The organism is Paenibacillus terreus (assembly GCF_042138595.1).
GTDB classification, from domain to species: Bacteria; Bacillota; Bacilli; order Paenibacillales; family Paenibacillaceae; genus Paenibacillus; species Paenibacillus terreus.
Map to the genome: position 1 here is coordinate 1 of NZ_JBHIRX010000001.1, position 18,705 is coordinate 18,705.

Here is an 18,705-nt window from a genome sequence, read left to right on the forward strand (position 1 = left end):
CCCCTACGTATTACCGCGGCTGCTGGCACGTAGTTAGCCGGGGCTTTCTTCTCAGGTACCGTCACTCCTTAAGCAGTTACTCTTAAGGACGTTCTTCCCTGGCAACAGAGCTTTACGATCCGAAAACCTTCATCACTCACGCGGCGTTGCTCCGTCAGGCTTTCGCCCATTGCGGAAGATTCCCTACTGCTGCCTCCCGTAGGAGTCTGGGCCGTGTCTCAGTCCCAGTGTGGCCGATCACCCTCTCAGGTCGGCTACGCATCGTCGCCTTGGTAGGCCGTTACCCCACCAACTAGCTAATGCGCCGCAGGCCCATCCTCAAGTGACAGATTGCTCCGTCTTTCATCACGCTGCCATGCAGCAGCATGAATTATCCGGTATTAGCTACCGTTTCCGGTAGTTATCCCAGTCTTGAGGGCAGGTTGCCTACGTGTTACTCACCCGTCCGCCGCTAACCCAGAGCGATCCGAAGATCGCCAAGGTCCGCTCGACTTGCATGTATTAGGCACGCCGCCAGCGTTCGTCCTGAGCCAGGATCAAACTCTCCAATAAAGATCATCCGAAGGATGATCGCCCTGCATTCCATTTGGTCCATCTCGAATGGAGCGGATGAATGGAATGCAGCCTATCGAAAGAGCGATTAAGCTCATTTGAATCTGACGAGATATCATATCTCAATATTCGCTCCGTCATTTATTCTGTCATAGACACGAACCAAATGACTTCACGCTCGGTTTTACGATGTAAAACCTACTCACTCGTTGTTCAGTTTTCAAAGATCAAACTTCGTCGTCGCCTCAGCTCATCGCGTCAGCAACTTTTATATCTTAACACGCCTAATCCAACTTAGCAACCCTTATTTCAAAAAAAATGATTCCCTTTTTCATCCATACACAAACACCTCGGTTACAATCAACGAAGAGCCTTCACAAGAAAGCTCCCCGCCGAACTCTATTATCCTCGATAAGCCACCGTACCGTTTACTACCGTCATAAGGACCTTCTGCCTCAGCAATTCATCCGGGGACGCTTCAAAAACATTCTGCTTCAGGACAGTAAAATCAGCGGCATACCCTTCTGCTATCTTCCCGCGCTGGTCTGCTTCACCTGCCGCTGCCGCACTGCCGGTTGTAAACAAATTTATTGCTTCACTTATATCCAGCTTTTCTGCAGGCAGGTAGCCATCATGGGTTTCTTCCGGCTTGCGTCGAGTAACTGCTGCATGGATCCCAAAGAACGGATCCAGCGGCTCAATGGGAGCATCGCTTCCTCCTGCACAGGTAATACCGGCATCAAGCAGCTTCCTCCATGCATACAGATACCCGGTCCTGTCGGGGCCGACTCTTTCCAGCACCCATGGAAAATCACTCGCCACAAACCTCGGCTGAATATCCGCGGCCAATCTGAGACGAGCCATTCTTGCCACAAGTTCTTCATTCAGCACCTGAGCATGGATAAAACGGTCAGGCAAACATGCGGCCGAATCCAGCCGATGCTTTTCCAACGAGGTTAGAACCATATCGGCGGCCCCGTCTCCAATGGCATGCACTGCTATTGGAAATCCGGCGCTTCGGGCACGTAAAGTAATATCCTCCAACTGCTCCTGAGTTAAAATCGCCATCCCCTTCGTCCCGGGTGCATCATGATAAGGCTTGCGCAGCAGAGCGGTTCGACCTCCGATCGCTCCGTCGGCAAATAGTTTCACCGCCCCGATAGCCAGCCATTCATCTATCTCACCAGTCTGAAGCTCCAGTTTCTGGGCCTCCTCAAGAAATGGATAATAGATCAATTGATGCGTTCTGAAGGCGAGCCCTTCCTCTCGCAGCTCGCTGTAAATACGAAGCATCGTCTCAATACTGCCGAGAAAGCGAAGATCTTCGGTATGAGATGCCGTCAGGCCCAGACGCAGCGCATCTTCACATGCCCGTTTAATGCAGGCCTTTTTGATTGCATATTCGGGCTCCGGCTGAGCCTCGTTAAACGGCTGCGACGCTTCTTCATAAATCCAGCCGTTCAGTTGCCCTTGCCCATCCCGGCCATAGGCTCCCGATACCGGGTCAGGTGTATGCTCATCAACCCCCGCTCTCCGAAACGCTTCAGAATTGCCCAGAAAAGCGTGAAAGCAGGTCCGGGTTAAAAATACAGGATGTCTGTCCGTCACGGCATCCAATTCATGAATATCGGGAGCGACGGCAGGGTGGAACGCATTTTCGTTCCAATTCAGCCCCAGTATCCATTCTCCAGGCGGAGTTATTTCCGCCCGCTTGCGCAGCATTTCCAGCATTTCTGCCTTCGATTTTGCTTCGGTAAAATCAAGCATTCCGAGCTTCATACCGTGCATGGACAGATGCATATGCGAATCAACCAGCCCAGGTAGTACATAAGCGCCTTCCCAATCAACAGTACGATAACTCCGCCCGCTTAGCTGAAGCTTCAGTTCGTCTGTTTGACCTATCGCAATGATTTTGCCGTTCTCAACGATGACCCCTGCTTCTTTGCTGAACCCTGTCAACGAGGAGAATGCCAATTTGCCGTTTTGAAATAAGGTTAAACTCATAATTGCTCACGCTCCGATTTCAACGAACTCAATTGAATATCTGTACAGGAAATAAAATGTACTGTGTCGGCAAATCGCTCATGCGAAGCAGCCACCGCTGCCTTATAACCCGCCTCAATGCTATATTGTTTAAAATATCGAAAAGGTGAATCCCACCCGTCGGTATGTATAACACCACCAGCCTGACCGGCAGAAAACGTTACTTTTTTTAAGGGAAGGTTAAGCCCCCGGCCATCAGCCTTCGCAAAGCTTTCTTTTAAAGTCCACAACTCATAAAAATAGCTTAAGCGCTCCTTTTCGGGAAGCTGCATCAACTCAGCAAACTCCTGCTCCGAAAAGCAAATGCGCCCCACCCCAAAATCAATAGGCCGGATTTCTTCAATATCCACGCCCAACGGCTCGACATCTATCGCGCACAGCACCCATTTTCCGGCGTGAGAGACGTTAAACTGCAGCTCCGGATAACCTTCTATGAAAGGCTTGCCATGCTGTAATCGGGCAAAGCAAAGCTGATCGTTTGCCAGACGCAGCCGGTCGCATGCCAGCCAGCGCACCAGCACCTCACCCCCAAGCCCCCGCAGAGCATCTTCTTTCCGAAGAAATCTTTGAAGGCGGTTTTTTTTCTCGTCAGGCACCCAGTCAAGCATTCGCTCATAGCTTTCGGCCATGGAATTTACAGATATATCCATCGCAAAGACTTCCATATTAAGACACCATCCTTTCATCCAAAGAGGCACTGCTAAGTGGTCTTTCAAAAAGCTAACGGCGAATGCTGCCCGATTGTTCGGCCGAGCCTGATCCCATGCTCTTTTGCGGAAATGAATCTTCCTGATCGGCTGCCAGAGCGTCCGCTTGGCCTTTCGCAACGTTCACCAAGCGCAGAAGCACAATGCCTGCCGCAAAAAAGGCAATAAGGGACAGAATCCCCCAGCGGGACGAACCTGTGAGCTGGCCCACAAGACCAAACACAAACGGCCCGAAAATGGACGAAAATTTGCCGGTTACATTAATAAAGCCGAAATATTCGCCCGTACGCCTAGCCGGAATCAATTCACTGAACAGCGATCTGGCAATGGCCTGGCTGCCTCCCTGCACCATGCCGACCAATGCCGCAAGCATATAAAAGTGCAGGGCATTTGTCATAAAATAACCCAGGACAACAATTCCCAAATAAACCGATAGCGAAAAGATAAGGGTACGCTTAGACCCCCATGCCCCGGCAATTCTGCCCAGCAGAATCGTACAGGGAAATCCGATAAACTGCGTGATGAGCAGGGCCGCAATTAAATGGGAGGTGCCGATCCCGATGCCGCTGCCGTATATCGTGGCCATAAGAATAATCGTATTGATGCCGTCATTAAAAAACCAAAAGGACAGCAGCAGTTTCAGCAGCTCCGGCAAACGTCTGATGTTTCGCAGCGTTTGGCCTATCCTGCTGAATCCGGCCGACCAGCTAATCACACCTGCTTGAACAGAACCAGGCAGTTTACTCCGTCCCAGCCTTCCACCGATACGAAAAAGCGGCAAAGAGAACACAAACCACCAGAACGACACCGTAACAAAGGTCCATTGCGTTGCCTGCAGCGAGCTTTCCAGTCCAAACCAGGTCGGCTGCTGGATCATGACCATATTAACGGCCAGCAGAAGTCCACCTCCGACATAACCGTAAGCGTAGCCTCTTGCCGATACCGCTTCCCTCTGTCCGGAAGGAACGAGATCAGGCAGCATCGCATCATAAAACGTATTGCCCCCGGCAAATCCGATGGTGGAAAACACCAGCAAAACGGAGGCCAGAAGCCAATCTCCCTCGCCAACCAGACTGAAGCCGAGCGTGGAGATAATGCCGATTCCCGTGAATATTTTCAGGAAACCGTTTTTGCTGCCTGACAGATCGGCCAGCGCGCCGAGCAGCGGAGACAGCAGTGCGACACACAGCATGCCGATGGCATGAGTATACCCCAAATAAGAGGAAGCTGTCGTCGCATCCAGCGTCGAAGCCGCCACCGTAGCGTAAAAAACGGGCAGTACCGCAGCCAAAACGGTCGTGGCATAACCCGAATTTGCCCAGTCGTACAGGACCCAGGCCCGCACAGCTTTCCGGTTCATCCGATCCCTTCCCCCTCCTTTGAACATACCTAATTTTAACAAAAAAGCTGGCCAGGCTTCTATCCCGGCAAACTTCGCCGTGCCCAAGAGCATACCAATTTTCCATCAAGCCGGTATAAAATCCTCCCGCCAAGTATGTATTTTTGAGCCTCGGCCGTTAATTTATATCCCACCCTATCACATATCAGACCGCTCCCTGAATATACTTAATAACCAAAACAATCTGGTTGAATGCAGTGAAATCCGTAAGGGGGTGCCTGACATGTCAGAATTACGCCAGCCGTCGTTTGTTGTGTCCCGCGAAGATTGGTCGCTGCATCGCAAAGGGTACCAGGATCAACAGCGCCATCATCAGAAGGTGAAGGAAGTCATCAAACAGAATCTGCCCGATCTGATCACGGAAGAAAATATCATCATGTCCGACGGAAAACAAATCATCAAAGTGCCGATACGCAGTCTGGACGAATACCATATCATCTACAACTTTCAGAAGCAGAAGCATGTAGGGCAAGGAGACGGTGACAGCCAGGTCGGCGACGTCATCGCCCGCGATCCCGCTGCCAAGCAGCCGGGAAAAGGTGAGAAAGCCGGCGACCAGCCGGGTCATGATATTACGGAAGCCGAAGTCAGTCTGGAGGAGCTTGAGGATATTCTTTTTCAGGAAATGGAGCTCCCGAATCTGAAGCATAAAGATAAAGATGAAATGGAAGTTAAATCCATCGTTTTTAACGATATCCGCAAAAAGGGCATGCAGTCCAATATCGACAAAAAGCGGACCATCATGGAAAATCTGCGGCGTAATGCGCGGCAGGGAAGTCCGGGAATCCATCATATCACCCCCGACGACCTCCGCTACAAAACCTGGGAGGATAAAATCGTCCATCAGTCCAGCGCCGTCATCATTGCCATGATGGACACCTCAGGCTCCATGGGCTCATTCGAAAAATACTGTGCGCGCAGCTTCTTTTTCTGGATGACCCGGTTTCTGCGGCGCCAGTATGAAAAGGTGGAAATTGTATTTCTCGCCCATCATACCGAGGCTAAAGAGGTTACGGAAGAAGAATTTTTTACCCGCGGGGAAAGCGGCGGCACAATCTGCTCCTCAGCCTATGTCAAAGCGTTGGAAATCATCGACAAGCGCTATCCTCCATCGAGCTATAACATCTACCCCTTCCACTTTTCAGACGGAGATAATCTGACCTCAGATAATGAACGCTGCGTCAAGCTCATCGGCGAGCTGATGAAACGCAGCAATCTGTTCGGATACGGAGAGGTCAATCAATATAACCGCAGCAGCACCCTGATGTCCGCCTATCGCCATATTAAAGTGGATCAGTTCATGTATTACGTCATCAAGGAAAAAGGCGAGGTATATCAGGCTCTGAAAGCCTTTTTCCGGAAAAGGGAAGAAAGTCCGGCCTAAAACCTTACGCGAGAAAGGCAGCTGCTCACCGGCAGCTGCCTCTTTGATTCACCTGCAAACGGAAATTGTTCATCGTCCTCATAAATCAATTGTCCCCACATACAATGGGAAGAATCGTACTTCGACAAACGGAGGGATTGCTATGACCCAAGATGAAATGGTTCTGCTGGAACGGGCGATCGCAGAAATCACCGAGATTGCAGCAGGCTTCGGCCTTGACTTTTATCCGATGCGTTACGAAATTTGCCCGGCTGACATTATATATACGTTCGGGGCTTACGGCATGCCGACCCGTTTTAACCACTGGAGCTTCGGGAAGAACTTCCAAAAAATGAAGATGCAATATGATTTCGGGCTCAGTAAAATCTATGAGCTTGTGATCAACTCCAACCCCTGCTATGCCTTTTTGCTGGAAGGCAACTCCCTGATTCAAAACAAGCTGATCGTGGCGCACGTGCTGGCCCACTGCGACTTTTTCAAAAATAACGCACGCTTCTCATCATCCAACCGCAACATGGTGGAAAGCATGTCGGCCACAGCCGAGCGGATCAGCAGCTATGAGCTTGAACACGGCACCGAGGCTGTAGAATCGTTCATCGATGCCGTGCTGGCGATTCAGGAGCATGTCGACCCGCAGCTGATCAAGCCGCGCCAGTTGGATAAACAGCGTTATCTTGAACTGAAAATTCAGGAGCAGAAGCAGGCGGCCAAGGAATACCGCCCTCCAGGCCAATACGATGACCTCTGGGCTTTGGATGACCTGAACGAGTCCGCTTCCAAAACTAAAGAGGCACAGGTATTTCCTTTTCCGCCCGAGCCTGAAAAGGATGTGGTCTGGTTCATTCAGGAATTCTCCGAGGTGCTTGAGGACTGGCAGCGGGACATCATGACCATGCTGCGCGACGAAATGCTGTACTTCTGGCCGCAAATGGAAACGAAAATTATGAATGAAGGCTGGGCCTCCTACTGGCATCAACGTATCATCCGCGAAATGGACCTTACGAGCGACGAGACGATTGAGTTCGCGATGCTGAATGCCTCCGTGGTGCAGCCTTCGCGGCAAAGCCTTAATCCCTATTATCTCGGGCTGAAAATTTTTGAAGATATTGAACGGCGCTGGGACAATCCGACACAGGAGGAGCAGGAACGCGGAGGCCGGAGACCCAACCAGGGGCGCGAAAAAATATTTGAAGTGCGGGAGTTTGATTCCGACACCTCATTTATCCGCAACTACATGACCAAACAGCTGGTGGAGGATCTTGACTTATATGTATTTGAAAAACGGGGGCCAGACTGGAAAATCACGGATAAATCCTGGGAAAACATCCGCGATCAGCTCGTTTTCTCCCGAATCAACGGCGGAGTTCCATACCTTGTCGTGCAGGATGGCGATTATATGCGGACCGGCGAGCTCGTTTTAAAGCACCGCTATGAAGGCGTTGAACTTGACCTTAAATACTTGGAGCGCACTCTTCCTTACCTTCATACTCTATGGGGAAGAACCGTGCATCTGGAAACCATTGTGGAAGATAAGAAGGCCATGTTCTCCTATGACGGCAGCAAGCATTACCGGAAGTTTTTATAACAGCCTGGGCATTCTTTCGTATTTTACGAGACGCTCCGTGCAGTCCTGCTAAGTATACCGAAAAGAAATCGCTAGGCTCTTGCTGTTTCTGATTAAAAAAGGTCAAGAACAGGATGCTCAAATTCCCCCTGTTCTTGACCTTTTGTACTTTCTCCCCGCAGACCATGCTGGTTGCGGGTATTTGAAAAGCACTAAGGAGACAGCCTCTATAGCAATGAGTGAGCTTGCTCAACCAGGGAGGCTATCGCGTTCGATTGGCAGCATAAAACTCACTCATGAACGCTATAAAGACAGCTTGGCCTTGTAAGCTTTTGAGTATTGATCTGCAGCCAGAATGGCGTCAAGCACGTCGTCCGCCGTCACCTTGAACGGGAGGTTGGCTGCCGTCTCCCCTTCCTTGGTGGCCGCTTGTGCAACCCGGAACAGGTCCTCAACCGGGGTATCCTTAAGCTTCAAATCCTCAAGGGTAACCGGCAAATCCAGCTGCAGATAAAAATCGATGTACTGCTCGATTTCATGCAGCGGCCGCTGCTCAAGCGCAAGCTGCACGAGTGTCCCGAAGGCTACCTTCTGTCCGTGCGTCATATGGTGAATTTCGCCTTCAAGCACCGTAAACCCATTGTGGACTGCGTGAGCGCCTGCCAGGCCGCCGCTTTCAAAGCCCAGGCCGCTAAGCAGCGTGTTGGCTTCCACGACAGCTTCCAGAGCGGGGGTCACCACTTTTCGCTTGACCGATTCGTAAGCCAGCACCCCGTAATCAAACAGCACTTCCTCACATTTCTTCGCTATAGCCTCAGCGGCAAGTGTAGGAAGCCCTCCAGCCATGGTGGTCGCTCTCGCTTCGATGACCGCACGGGCTTCAATCCACGTAGCAAGCGCATCGGCAATTCCGGATGCCAGGAAAAGCGGGGGAGCGCCAGCAATGACCTTCGTATCCACCAGAATGAGATCCGGATTTTTACGGTAGAAGGCGTAGGATTCAAATTCTCCCGTGTCGGAATAAATGACGGACAGGGCGCTGGTGGGTGCATCCGTCGAAGCCGTGGTCGGCACAATGACGCATACACCGTTCAGCCGGTCATTCACCGCCTTGGCCGTGTCCAGCGTTTTGCCGCCGCCAACGCCGATCACGATATCCACATTGCTGCCTTTACCCTGTTCCGCCAAACGTTCGATTTCGCTGCGCGAGGCTTCCCCGCCGAACTCGGCTTTCACTGCCGCAATGCCGGATTGCTCTAGGCTGTTGGCAACCCTGCTGCCCGCAATATCCCAGACAATGTCGTCCGCAATCACCAATGCAACGCTGCCAAGCCCTTTCACATACTCTCCTGTTTTATCCACTACATTTTTGCCTTGAACATACTTTCCCGGACTGATGAATACACGTTCTGTCATACTTCACCCTCCTTTTCCTTATTCATTTCAAATTATACCATTATTCATACCAAATGATCGGACAAGCTGCCAATCGGCAAAGTATAGGGCTTTCGCTCACGATAAATCTTAATTGCTGGTAGCCCGCCTCAAGGGCGGCTTGTAAAGCTTCATCCAGAAGCCTTCCGATATCATCGGGGAAATGGGAGTCCGAGGATAAGGTGATGGGTACGCCCTGTTCAGCCAGAACGGATAAAAACAACGGGCTTGGACAACCTTCCGCCACCGGATACCGATAAGCCAATCCTGTATTGATCTCAGTCCCTACACCGCTGCGGGTCATTTCCGCGGCCACCTCACGGTAAAGTGGAAGCAAAACAGCTTCATCCGCCGGACGGAAATTGAATACTTTGAGATTGTCGGGATGGGCGATAAATTCAAACAGTCCTGAGATTATTCGTACCGCAACGCATCAATCGGCTTCAGCTGTGCCGCTTTTCGTGCCGGATACACCCCGAAAATAATGCCGACCGCCATGGAGGAAAGAAAGGAATAAAGCGTTGGCTCAAGCGTCAGCTCAATGGACAGGTTCGCCACCTTCTCAAGAAGCTTGGCTGTACCAAGGCCAAACAGCACGCCCGCTACCCCGCCCATAAGACTCAGAATAACCGCCTCGATCAGAAACTGGCGCATGATGTCTCCGCGCTTGGCACCGATCGCTTTGCGGATGCCGATTTCCCTGGTTCGTTCCGTCACGGACACGAGCATAATGTTCATGATTCCGATCCCGCCAACGACGAGTGAGATCGCGGCGATCCCTGAAAGCAAGGTCGTCATGACGCTGCTTACGCTCTCTGCTGTCTCCAGAATTTGCGACTGATTCGTAATCTGGAAATCATTCTCTTCACTGGACATCAACCCGTGTGAGGTCCGCAGTGCCGTGGTAATCTCATTTTGCGCCTGGGTCATCGCTTCGGCCGATACGGCGGAAGCATAGATGGTCCGGATCGTGGTAATGCCCAATCTGGCCTGCGCCGTGGTTACGGGAACGATGATCCGGTCGTCGTTGTTGGTCATCCCCGAGCTTCCCTGCGATTTCAGCACACCAATCACGGTAAATGGAACCTGATTAATTTCGATTCTCTCGCCAATCGGATTCGGATTCGAGGGAAAGAGGTTGGTCACTACCTCGCTGCCGATGACAGCGACATTTTCATGATTGTTATATTCGTAGTTGTTAAAGAACCGTCCGGATTGCACGGAGGTGCTGCGCACTTCAAGGAAAGACATGCCTGTGCCTTCCACGCTTGTATTATAGTTTTCCGATCCGGCGATGATCTGGAAGTTGGAGGAAGCGCTCGGTACAGCGCCGGCCACGCTGTCCTCCTCCGCAATGGCGTCCACATCCTTCAGCTTCAGGGTATTTGAAGAACCAAAGCCCATATTGATCCCGCCCGAGCTGGACTGTCCCGGGGATATAATGAGCAGATTGCTGCCGAGTCCGCTGATCGAGGAAGTCACACTCGAAGACGAGCCTTTGCCGATCGCTACCATGGCGATTACCGCAGCGACACCGATAATAATGCCCAGCATCGTCAGAAATGAGCGCAGCTTGTTGGACTGTATGCTGCGGATGGATACACGGATAATTTCCAGAAAGCTCATCGCACCCGCTCCCCCTGTCCGGCAATGACCCGGTTTTGCACTTGTACGTCCGAAATCACCTGACCATCCCGGAAGTGAATGTTGCGCTTGGCATACGCCGCAATTTCCGGTTCATGGGTGACAATGATAACCGTCTTGCCCATATCGTTCATCCTCTGAAAAATCCCCATGATATCCGCGGTCGTCTTCGTATCCAGCGCCCCTGTCGGTTCGTCCGCCAGAATGATGACCGGATCATTGACGATTGCCCGCGCTATGGAGACACGCTGCTGCTGTCCGCCGGACAGCTCATTAGGCTTGTTGTACATCCTTTCGCCAAGACCGACGCTGTTCAATGCCTCAATGGCCCGCTTGCGCCGCTCCCGTGCGGGGATGCCTCCATACATCATGGGAAGCTCCACATTAGAGATCGCTGTCGTGCGCGGCAGCAGATTAAAGCTTTGGAATACAAAGCCGATCTTCTGGTTGCGGATAATAGCCAGTTCATCGTCATGGGCATCCAGAATGGAATAACCGTCTAGAAAAAAACGGCCTGATGTCGGTTTATCCAGACAGCCGATCATGTTCATCATCGTGGATTTCCCTGAGCCGGAGGGGCCCATGATGGTGACGAAATCTCCCTCTTCGATGGTCAGGTTTACCCCTCGCAGCGCATGAATTTCCTGATCCGCTATCGTATATATTTTTCTAAGGTCTTCAATTTGAATGACTGGTTTCATCATGGTCGGCCTCCCGATCTGCCGCCACCGCCTGAGAATCCGCCACCACCGCCAGTGAATCCACCGCCCATGCCGCCTCCCATGAAGCCGCGCTGCTGCTGACTATTGCCGGAAGTGGATGAAATGTTGGTCTGAGCCGGTATGGTGATTGTATCGTTCTCGCTCAGGCCGGAAGTAATTTCAACCTTGTCAGCCGTATAATATCCAACCTTTACAGGGGTAAACTGAATGCCTCCGCTTCCTCTTTGAGCCGACTGACGGCCATTGGAAGCCCCGGTTTGTTTCTCCGCTGCACTTCCTTCTTCTTTTGTTTCGGCTGCAGAATTGGACTGTCCGCCGGTGACCAGCATGACCCCATCTTGGTCCCCGCGGGAAATCAGAGCCGTTGCAGGAATGTAGAGCACATTTTCATGTGTGCCCTCACGGATCGTTACGTCCATGGTCATGCCGGTTTTCAGCTTGCCGTCCTTGTTCGTAATCGATAAATTCACCTCATAGGTCGTTACACCCGAATCTGTCGTTGCTTCCGGGGAAATGGAGGTTACCTTGCCCGCAAAGGTTTCATCCGGATACGTATCCGTTACGAAAGTCGCGGTCTGCCCGACCTTAATGGAGCCGATGTCACTTTCACTCACAGCCGCGCTGACATTGAGCATAGTTGCATTGGAGTTATTCATTACAATGAACGGTGATTCGGGAGCCGTGCCGACATCACCGTTGACCTGCAAAATCACCCCATCCCACGGAGCCGTCAGCACCAGCTTTTCGAGGTCGCTTTTACTTTGCGCAAGCTTCGTCTCGGCTTGCTGAACAGAGGATTTGGCCTGCACGAGCGACGTCTCCTTGGGCGGGGACATCAGCTCCTCCATTTGGGCTACCGCCGAGTTATAAGATATCTGGGCTTCCTTGATCGCCTGCTCATTCGATTTTACCGTATTGCTGTACTGCAGCTGCGCGCTATCATATTCATCCTGAGCGGTGTCCACCGCATCCTGGGCTGTTTTAAGCTCGGAGGCCGCGATGGCGTCCGCATCATACAGATACTGCTGATCCTCCAGCTCCTGCTGGGCAGACACCAGCGCCTTCTTGGCCTTATCCAGACTCATCTTGGCGGATTGCACATCCGTGGAATTTTTCGCCGAATCAAGCGCCAGCTCCGCCTTGTCCACACTGGCCTGCTGCTGATCGATTTCCGCGGCCGTCGCCGTTTCCTGTGCTTCTGTCAGATTCGCCTTGGCAACTTCGAGATTGGCTTCGGCTTCACGCACCGCCTGCTCGGCATCGGTGCTGTCGAGCCGGGCAAGCACCTGTCCGGCTTTGACTACATCGCCGACTTTAACGTTGACCGCCGTCAGCTTGGTATCATCCGAGGAAGTGAAGTTCAGATTGATCTCCTTGGACGCCTCCACTGTACCGGTAACCTCCAAAGTTTTGCTTACATCCCCGCGCTGCACCTGGACGGTCTGGTTCACAGGGGTCATGACCGGCTGTTCGTTCATTTTCAAATAGCCGTATACTCCTGCTGCAACAGCGATGACCACCACTATTCCCGAAATGATAAACGTTTTTTTCCTGCGTCTTCTTCTTAACCCGCTCAGCGGGTCCGCTATTGCCGATTCTGCCATCCGACTTTCCCCTCCATTATTTAAAAACAGCTTGTTTTTATTCCGTTATGAAATCCAAGGCTGATCCAATACTCGCTGTGCCTCGTCAATCTGCAGTACCAGGTCATCCAGCTTCCGCTGCGCCTGGTTAACACTTTGCTCCGCCTTTTTGACCTCCAGCCTGGTGATCAGGCCGCGTGCGTATTTTTTCTCGGCCAGCTTCAGCGCGTCCTGTGCTGTCACCAGGGTGGTCTGCTGCTGTTCATACTGGTCATGCAAATTTTGCAGATTGTAATAAGTGCTGCTGATGGATTCCGCGAGTTCCTTTTTACTTTGTGTCAGCGCCTGATTGGCTTCATCCACACTCATCTCGGTCAGCTCTAAATCTCCATCACTGTTATAGGAGAAGAACTTAAGATCCAGTTTAGCGGACCCCACATTCTGCTCCTTCTCCCATATGGTCGGATCCTCACTAATAATTTTTTGTGTGTATGCTTCCAGATCAGGCGCCTGCAGAGGCGTGTACACAGGGCGGTCAGTCAGGTTATAGACAGTATCCGTCTCCGCGCCAATGGCATGATTCAGAGACTCGCGTTCCTGCGCCAGTGCCGATTGCGCTGTTGCCAGCGCTTGCTCTGCCTCGATACGGGCTTGGACAACGGACTTGTTATCAGAAACAGAGATTTTGCCTTTCTCCGCCTTGGCAGCCGCCGCCTGCTCTTCCGAACGGGCAATTGCAAGCGACTCCTTCGCTTCTTCCACGCTGCTTTCCGCCGACAGCACTTTGTAATAAGTCTGCACCATGCTGTATGCGATCTGCTGTTTTACCGTATCGATATTTTTGGATGCTGCGACATACGACAGGTTGGATTGAGTATAGCTTTTCCATGCCGAAACAGCCTCTGAGTTTCCGGATCCATCCGTGGGAATGTATTCCAAGTTGTCGGCTGCATCTTCGAGAGAAATGCCGTTGCGTTTATATGTATTTAACGCTTGCTGCAGGCTGTAGCTATTTTCAATCCCGAGCTGAATCGCCTCCGCAAGCGTCAAGCTCGAATCATCCCTGTAGGTTGCCGCTGCCGCCGACACGGCTGAAGATGCGTCGGCAACAGAAGCCGAGGTGGCCGAGGTGGCTGAAGCCAGAGCTTCACTCGAATCGCCTGCCACAGCCGTCTCCGCATGGGCAGGAAGGGCATAAGCCGACAAAGTGCACAGCAGCACTGCTGCGGCTGCCTGCTTTTTCATAACCTCATCATCTCCTTTGTATTGCTCTTTCCCTAGCCATTTTAGAAATGGAATGTGTCAAACAGATGTCCAACTTAACAAAAAAAGGATGCCTCAATCCGTTCGGTTGAGACATCCTGTCTGTTACTCTTCTGTTTTATTGGTGCCGCACAGGAATACTCGAAAAACAGTTATCCCGCTGCCGCTTTGCTGCAGCACCAGATCACCGTCGAGGGAGCGGGCCATCATCCGGCTGAACGGCAGACCAATCCCCAGCCCCCGCACAAGATGCTTCTTGTCTTCCCCGCGATAAAATCTTTCAAAAATAAGCGCCTGCTCCGCCTGCGGAATACCGGCTCCCCAGTCGGTAACGTCTATTTGCGCCTTTCCGCTTTCCTCAGACAGGGAGACTTCAATTTTTGCCGGCTTCCGGACGGACGCCTGCTTGGCATTGTTCAGCAGGTTGTATAAAATTTGCTGCACCCGCAAAGGATCCGTATAAAGCAGGACCTCCCTGGAAGGCAGGAGCAGCCGAACGTCAACCTCACCGGCATCCTGGATCATCTGCCACTGCCGGACGAGCTCGTTCAGCAGTTCATTCAAGTGGGTCTGTTCCTTGTGAACCTTAACGTCCCCGGTGGCAAATGAGTTGAAATCGAGCAGGTCCTCCACCATGCTTTGCAGCCTGTTCGTTTCTTTACGGCAGATGGCGAGAAACTCCTTGGCCTCATCGCCTGTAACAATGTCCTCCTGCACAGCCTGAATCAATCCGCTGATGGAGGTGACGGGCGTTTTCAGCTCATGGGTCACGCCTGCCAGCAGCTCTGTTCTCATATGCTCCAGATGCTTTAAGCGGTCCGCCATTTCCTCAAACGAGGTCATCAGCTCGTAAAATTCGCGTTCCCTGACGTCCTTTTGCAGATTCACGTCATAATTGCCTGCGACAATTTGTTCCGCCGCTGCCGCCAGCACACCGATCGGATGGGACAGCTTGCGGGTCAGCAGATAAATGACAACCCAGCCCAGCAGCCCCAGACTGAGCAGCAGGATGGCCAGCATCTGCAGCTGCCAAGGATCGCCGACCAGAACCTTTTCCGGCTGCAGGATGATCACCCAGCCCAGAGTACTGCCATTGTACTGAATCTCTTTTTGCACAGCATAAAATTTCATTCCGGGCCGGGGGCCGGCAGCAATGATCTCCACCCTGTTGCTGGTTCCTGTAATACTCTCTACCTTCTCCAGCAATTCGTGCGGCAGCTCGGGAAAGCTTCCGGACAGGATCTGCTTGTCCTTATCCAGAATGAGAAATCTCGGGGCCTCTTTAAACGGAATCATTCTTCTCCTCCGCTCCACGTCCCTGAACAAATCCGGTCCAAGCTGCAGCTTTCCGTTCTCCCCCACAATCCGGTCCGCCGTCTCGGCGGCAAGCAACTCCATAAAATCAACCTGCTTTTGCTTCTCGTAATAACGTATAACGCCAAAGGATATAATGCCGATCGAAAGGAGACCAATACATAAAGTCAGCAGATAACGAGTGGTCCAATAACGAAGCAGCGAAGTTCTCTCTTTACGATTCCTGAACACTGAACTGATACCCCAATCCCCGTAATGTACGGATTTCGCCCTCTTCCGCCGGCCATGCCTCCAGCGTTTTCCGAATCCGCTTTACCGCTAAATCCACCGCCCGATCGCTGCCGTCATAGTCCATGCTCCATACCTGGTCCAGCAGATGGTTGCGGGTAAAGGTCTGATTCGGATGCTTGGCCAGAAATAACAGCAGCGCCAGATCTCTGGGTGTAAAATGCAGCTCTTCGTCCCTCAAATAAACCGAGTGAGCCATAAAATTCACCTTCAGGCTGCCGAAGCTGCGCTGGTCCTGATTCTGTGCGCCACTGCTGCGTCTCAGCACGGTCCGGACTCTCGCAACGACCTCTTCGCCGACAAAAGGCTTTGTTATATAATCATCCGCTCCAAGATCCAAGCCCTTCAGCTTATGATCCGTCTGCCCCAGCGCCGTAAGCATGATGACCGGGCACTGGCTGTGCCTGCGGATTTCCTCAAGCAGAAACCACCCGTCATGATCCGGAAGCATGACATCCAGCAATATTAGGGCCGGTTTGAGCATTTGCGCCTTATTTAGCCCTTCTCTGCCTGTAAAAGCCTGCTCGACACGGTAACCCGCTTTTTCAAGATATGCCTTTAATACCCGCGAAATGGAGGGCTCGTCCTCCACCACCAAAATGACTTCCATCGCTTTAATCACTCCAAGTTCTGCCTGCCTTCGATATCGAACATTATACTCTATGGCGCTTCATAGCTTCAAAGCTTATTGGGCATATCAGGTTATCGCACCAGATTCGGGCTGTTCTGCATCACTTCAAGCTCTAAAAAAAGCGAGTATTGGTGGTCGGATTTCCACCAATACTCGCTCTTTTTTTCATACATGCCGTTAAGTAGGGGAATGCACGGAGCATCTCTCAGTGCTCGTTCACCGGTTAAGCAGGCTGCCCACATAACGCAGCAGATCGTTGGCGCTGGCCGCTGTATAGCCATGCTCCTCCACGAGTCTGTTGATGACTTCATTCATACGCTTCAACTGGGTTGCATCTGGAGTTTTGGTGGAGGTCGTGATCTTGACAATGTCCTTCAGATCAGCGAACAGCTTCTTCTCAATGGCCTCGCGCAGCCTGTCGTGATTATGGTATTCGAATTTTTTCCCCTTGCGCGAGTAGGTCGAAATCCGGATCAGAATCTCCTCACGGAACGCTTTTTTGGCGTTTTCGGATACACCGATCTGCTCCTCAATGGAGCGCATCAGCCGCTCGTCGGGATCCATCTCCTCATCTGTAAGAGGATCGCGGATTTTCGTCCAGTTGCAGAAGGCCTCGATATTATCCAGATAGTTCTCAAACAACGTTCTGGCCGATTCCTCGAAAGAGTAAACAAACGCCTTCTGCACTTCTTTTTTGGCCAGCTCATCGTATTCCTTGCGCGCGATGGAGATGAAGTTCAGATAACGCTCCCTCTCCTCCTTCGTAATGGAGGCGTGCTGATCCAGTCCATCCTTGATGGCCCGTAAAATATCGAGCGCGTTGATGCATTCCAGATCCTGTTTGATCAGGGCACTGGATATCCGGTTAATAACGTAGCGCGGATCGACACCGGACATGCCCTCCTCCAGAAATTCGTTCTGCATTTCCTTCAGGTCGGCGTCCTTGTAGCCCTCGACTTCCTGACCGTCATACATACGCATTTTTTTGACCAGATCCATGCCCTGCTTTTTGCTTTCTTTAAGGCGTGTCAATATGGAAAAGATCGCAGCCGCCCTGAGCGCATGCGGTGCGATGTGCACATGCTTCATATCGCTTTGCTGAATGAGCTTGTGGTAAATCTTCTCCTCTTCCGAGACCTTCAGGTTGTATGGAACAGGCATGACGATCATCCGGGACTGCAGGGCCTCGTTTTTCTTATTCGCGATGAACGATTTATATTCCGCCTCATTCGTGTGCGCAATGATAAGCTCATCGGCGCTGATCAGTGCGAACCGCCCTGCCTTGAAGTTGCCCTCCTGCGTCAGGGACAGCAGGTTCCACAGAAATTTCTCGTCACATTTGAGCATCTCCTGGAACTCCATCAGCCCGCGGTTTGCTTTGTTTAACTCCCCGTCAAAACGATAGGCGCGCGGGTCGGATTCCGAGCCGTACTCCGTAATGGTGGAAAAGTCGATGCTGCCCGTAAGATCCGCAATGTCCTGGGATTTAGGGTCTGAGGGGCTGAATGTTCCGATGCCGACGCGATTGTCCTCGGAAATGAGCACTCTGCTGACCTTTACGTTCTCAATATTGCCGTCATATTCCGTCCGCAGCCTCATTTGGCAGGAGGGGCACAGATTACCCTCGATACGGACTCCCAATTCTTTCTCCACCTCGGGGCGCAGCTCATGCGGAATCAGATGCAGCGGCTCTTCGTGCATGGGGCAGCCGTCTATGGCATAGACAGCACCTTGATCGGTACGGGAAAACTGCTCAAGCCCGCGTTTCAGCAATGTAACAAGTGTTGATTTGCCGCCGCTGACCGGTCCCATAAGCAGTAAAATACGCTTGCGCACATCCAGCCGCTTGGCCGCGGAATGAAAATATTCTTCCACCAGCTTCTCGACGGCTCTGTCCAGACCGAAAAGCTCTTGTTCAAAAAACTTATATCGCTTGTAAGGTCCGGTGCTGTCCACCCCATAGGATTTAATCATTTCATATACCCGGGCATGGGCGGTCATCGCAGGAGTGGGGTCCTTGCTGAGAATTTCGATATAATCCCGAAAAGTGCCGGTCCAGGCGAGCCGTTCGCTCTCCGCCTGGTATTGCGCAACTCGCTCAAAAATCTTCATGTCGTACCTCCCATGGCTTCCTTAATCATGTTCCCGACAACCGGGCTGCAAGTTCGACCCATTTT

14 protein-coding genes and 1 rRNA gene are annotated in these 18,705 nt (G+C 51.9%); 2 read left to right on the top strand and 13 right to left on the bottom strand.

The window, feature by feature from the left end:
• The 4 genes from ACE5KN_RS00005 to ACE5KN_RS00020 all read right to left on the bottom strand — a co-directional run.
• Positions 1–552: ribosomal RNA gene (locus ACE5KN_RS00005) — 16S ribosomal RNA — on the bottom strand; the annotation flags it as partial.
• 402 nt (positions 553–954) lie between these two features.
• The gene (locus ACE5KN_RS00010; RefSeq protein ID WP_375528401.1) at positions 955–2,556 is read right to left on the bottom strand and encodes an amidohydrolase; all 1,602 of its coding nucleotides are present in this window, start codon (positions 2,554–2,556) and stop codon (positions 955–957) included.
• Positions 2,553–3,311, bottom strand: coding sequence for a 4'-phosphopantetheinyl transferase family protein (locus ACE5KN_RS00015; protein ID WP_375528400.1), 759 nt, complete (start codon positions 3,309–3,311; stop codon positions 2,553–2,555). Before ACE5KN_RS00015 ends, ACE5KN_RS00010 begins: the two co-directional genes overlap by 4 nt.
• A gap of 4 nt (positions 3,312–3,315) precedes the next feature.
• Positions 3,316–4,662, bottom strand: a complete 1,347-nt coding sequence (locus ACE5KN_RS00020; protein WP_375528399.1) for an MFS transporter — start codon at positions 4,660–4,662, stop codon at positions 3,316–3,318.
• A gap of 262 nt (positions 4,663–4,924) precedes the next feature.
• On the opposite strand from ACE5KN_RS00020, the gene yhbH reads away from it, so the two are divergent.
• On the top strand, positions 4,925–6,085 hold the full coding sequence (gene yhbH, locus ACE5KN_RS00025) for a sporulation protein YhbH (RefSeq protein ID WP_375528398.1): 1,161 nt from the start codon (positions 4,925–4,927) through the stop codon (positions 6,083–6,085).
• Positions 6,086–6,227: 142 nt separating this feature from the next.
• Positions 6,228–7,670: a SpoVR family protein gene (locus ACE5KN_RS00030; protein WP_375528397.1), complete on the top strand. Its 1,443-nt coding sequence runs from the start codon at positions 6,228–6,230 to the stop codon at positions 7,668–7,670.
• A 282-nt stretch (positions 7,671–7,952) separates the two neighbouring features.
• Here the strand turns inward: ACE5KN_RS00030 and ACE5KN_RS00035 are convergent, their stop codons facing one another.
• From ACE5KN_RS00035 to prkA, 9 genes are all read right to left on the bottom strand, one after another.
• Complete coding sequence (locus tag ACE5KN_RS00035; protein WP_375528396.1) at positions 7,953–9,065, bottom strand: glycerol dehydrogenase; 1,113 nt, start codon at positions 9,063–9,065, stop codon at positions 7,953–7,955.
• 40 nt (positions 9,066–9,105) lie between these two features.
• Positions 9,106–9,420, bottom strand: a complete 315-nt coding sequence (locus ACE5KN_RS00040; RefSeq protein WP_375528395.1) for a PHP domain-containing protein — start codon at positions 9,418–9,420, stop codon at positions 9,106–9,108.
• A gap of 77 nt (positions 9,421–9,497) precedes the next feature.
• On the bottom strand, positions 9,498–10,709 hold the full coding sequence (locus tag ACE5KN_RS00045) for an ABC transporter permease (protein ID WP_375528394.1): 1,212 nt from the start codon (positions 10,707–10,709) through the stop codon (positions 9,498–9,500).
• The gene (locus tag ACE5KN_RS00050; protein ID WP_375528393.1) at positions 10,706–11,428 is read right to left on the bottom strand and encodes an ABC transporter ATP-binding protein; all 723 of its coding nucleotides are present in this window, start codon (positions 11,426–11,428) and stop codon (positions 10,706–10,708) included. Before ACE5KN_RS00050 ends, ACE5KN_RS00045 begins: the two co-directional genes overlap by 4 nt.
• On the bottom strand, positions 11,428–13,053 hold the full coding sequence (locus tag ACE5KN_RS00055) for an efflux RND transporter periplasmic adaptor subunit (protein ID WP_375528392.1): 1,626 nt from the start codon (positions 13,051–13,053) through the stop codon (positions 11,428–11,430). The genes ACE5KN_RS00050 and ACE5KN_RS00055 overlap by 1 nt, the downstream gene beginning before the upstream one ends.
• 45 nt (positions 13,054–13,098) lie before the next feature.
• Positions 13,099–14,277, bottom strand: coding sequence for a TolC family protein (locus ACE5KN_RS00060; protein WP_375528391.1), 1,179 nt, complete (start codon positions 14,275–14,277; stop codon positions 13,099–13,101).
• Between the two features lie 123 nt (positions 14,278–14,400).
• A complete protein-coding gene (locus ACE5KN_RS00065) occupies positions 14,401–15,840 on the bottom strand; it encodes a sensor histidine kinase (RefSeq protein ID WP_375528390.1) in 1,440 nt (479 codons plus the stop codon).
• Positions 15,824–16,507, bottom strand: a complete 684-nt coding sequence (locus tag ACE5KN_RS00070; RefSeq protein ID WP_375528389.1) for a response regulator transcription factor — start codon at positions 16,505–16,507, stop codon at positions 15,824–15,826. The genes ACE5KN_RS00065 and ACE5KN_RS00070 overlap by 17 nt, the downstream gene beginning before the upstream one ends.
• A gap of 237 nt (positions 16,508–16,744) precedes the next feature.
• On the bottom strand, positions 16,745–18,640 hold the full coding sequence (gene prkA, locus ACE5KN_RS00075) for an ATP-dependent protease PrkA (RefSeq protein WP_375528388.1): 1,896 nt from the start codon (positions 18,638–18,640) through the stop codon (positions 16,745–16,747).
• Positions 18,641–18,705 lie beyond the last annotated feature (65 nt).

Bases quoted from the DNA above. Each gene is read 5' to 3' on its own strand.
- ACE5KN_RS00010 (WP_375528401.1), bottom strand. From the start codon at position 2,556: ATGAGTTTAACCTTATTTCAAAACGGCAAATTGGCATTCTCCTCGTTG.
- ACE5KN_RS00020 (WP_375528399.1), bottom strand. From the start codon at position 4,662: ATGAACCGGAAAGCTGTGCGGGCCTGGGTCCTGTACGACTGGGCAAAT.
- yhbH (WP_375528398.1), top strand. From the start codon at position 4,925: ATGTCAGAATTACGCCAGCCGTCGTTTGTTGTGTCCCGCGAAGATTGG.
- ACE5KN_RS00030 (WP_375528397.1), top strand. From the start codon at position 6,228: ATGACCCAAGATGAAATGGTTCTGCTGGAACGGGCGATCGCAGAAATC.
- ACE5KN_RS00035 (WP_375528396.1), bottom strand. From the start codon at position 9,065: ATGACAGAACGTGTATTCATCAGTCCGGGAAAGTATGTTCAAGGCAAA.
- ACE5KN_RS00045 (WP_375528394.1), bottom strand. From the start codon at position 10,709: ATGAGCTTTCTGGAAATTATCCGTGTATCCATCCGCAGCATACAGTCC.
- ACE5KN_RS00050 (WP_375528393.1), bottom strand. From the start codon at position 11,428: ATGAAACCAGTCATTCAAATTGAAGACCTTAGAAAAATATATACGATA.
- ACE5KN_RS00055 (WP_375528392.1), bottom strand. From the start codon at position 13,053: ATGGCAGAATCGGCAATAGCGGACCCGCTGAGCGGGTTAAGAAGAAGA.
- ACE5KN_RS00060 (WP_375528391.1), bottom strand. From the start codon at position 14,277: ATGAAAAAGCAGGCAGCCGCAGCAGTGCTGCTGTGCACTTTGTCGGCT.
- ACE5KN_RS00070 (WP_375528389.1), bottom strand. From the start codon at position 16,507: ATGGAAGTCATTTTGGTGGTGGAGGACGAGCCCTCCATTTCGCGGGTA.
- prkA (WP_375528388.1), bottom strand. From the start codon at position 18,640: ATGAAGATTTTTGAGCGAGTTGCGCAATACCAGGCGGAGAGCGAACGG.